Origin of the sequence: Rheinheimera sp. A13L, assembly GCF_000217935.1 — a bacterium.
Taxonomy (GTDB): domain Bacteria; phylum Pseudomonadota; class Gammaproteobacteria; order Enterobacterales; family Alteromonadaceae; genus Pararheinheimera.
The window spans coordinates 1-1493 of record NZ_AFHI01000052.1; the positions used below are offsets into that span (position 1 = coordinate 1).

Below are 1493 nucleotides of genomic sequence, written 5' to 3' on the forward strand. Positions count from 1 at the left end.
TGTCAATAGCGTAATCAAACCCTCGCGCACTGCAAAGTGCGCGTCTTTTTCTTTTCCCTTGTAAACCTACAACCGTCGCATTTTAGTTCTCGTTAGTGGTTGGCGATGTATCGCTCCAGTCACCCATCAGGATCAAGGCTTGGGACTCACTGCGTCCGGCCCCTGGCTACGTCGTAGCCCCAGAAAACCCTCTGTTCTCCCACCAGTCCAATTGAATGCAGCTTGTGCTGCGACAGATCTATGGTTTTAAACCAACCCCTTTCTGGCTCTGGCGGCAGGCGATAGTACGGCAAACAAGGTAAAACAGCGCAGACGTGCAATCAGATCTATGGTTATTCCAACCCCAAGGCGGCATCATCTGCGCTGTGTCGAACTCAGCTAAAGGCTCGCTTCACATCGAATGCCTCTCCGTTCTTGAGCATGTTGTAGCTGGCTCTAGCCAGCTTGTGCGCCACCGCTTTCATCGCCACGACCTTTGGGCCTTTGCTGCATTTGCGCTGATAAAAGCGTCGGATATCTTCATTCGATGCAATCGCAAAATGCGAAGCTTCCATAAAAGCCCAGCATAAGTAGCGGTTGCCGCATTTGCGGTTACCTTCTCCTTTTTTCTTGCCATTGGATTCTCGTTTTGAATCCACCATCCGGGCGTAGGAAGCAAACTGTCCACAGCTGTCAAACCGCTTGATGTCGCCGGTTTCCAGATAAATCGTCATCGACAGAATATCGCCCACCCCCGACATGGTTTTGAGAAGCTGGAATTCTTTGTTCGGCTTGAGCTGATACAGCAGTTCGGATTCAACGACATTGATTTGTTGCTCCAGAGCTTTCATCACCGTCCAATTGGCCTGCAGTGCCAGGCGCTGCTCTGGAAGCAATGACAACTGGCTCAGTTGTTCTTCTGTCCATTTTTTAATAACAGCGCTGGAGGTATCTTGCCCACAATTGCGGGCTAACAGATTTTTAATAGAAAGGAGTTGTGTGGTTCTCTGGCGAACCAGCTGAGCACGTTTACGGGCTAAATCACGCAGTGCCCGTGGTTCTCGTGGATAAATATAGCCACAAGGCAGCAGCCCCAAACGCAATAAATGAGCAAGGTGTCTGGCATCGGCTTTGTCGCCGCTGTACTTCAGGCCATCGTAAACCACGACGGCTGCGGTGTTCACCAGACGCACTTCGTAGCCTTCGGCTTGTAAAGCATCCACCAGCCAATACCAGTTGTAGGTCGACTCTATGGCTACCGCTTCAATCTGCTCTTTGTACATGGAAAGTACTCCAAGAATACTTTGCACATCATTAGGTAAGCGTTTGGAATAAATAACTTTATCGTTGCTATCAAGAATAACCAGCACCGAATTGTTGGAGTGAAGGTCAATTCCGGCATAGAATTTCATACGGCCTCCTTGGAAATAGACGTTTTTGACGGCAATCAAAAAATAGCTATTAACTCGGAGGCCATTCAAGGCCACTTAGGCTAGATGATTATCAGGTCTTGC

Annotated in this window: 1 protein-coding gene; it reads right to left on the minus strand. The window is 49.0% G+C overall.

The window, feature by feature from the left end:
- Positions 1-374: 374 nt before the first annotated feature.
- Positions 375-1391, minus strand: coding sequence for an IS110 family transposase (locus tag RHEIN_RS17060; protein WP_008900227.1), 1017 nt, complete (start codon positions 1389-1391; stop codon positions 375-377).
- Positions 1392-1493: the final 102 nt, after the last annotated feature.

What these genes read in the sequence shown, in the direction of transcription:
- RHEIN_RS17060 (WP_008900227.1), bottom strand. Translation starts at nt 1,391, where the DNA reads ATGAAATTCTATGCCGGAATTGACCTTCACTCCAACAATTCGGTGCTG.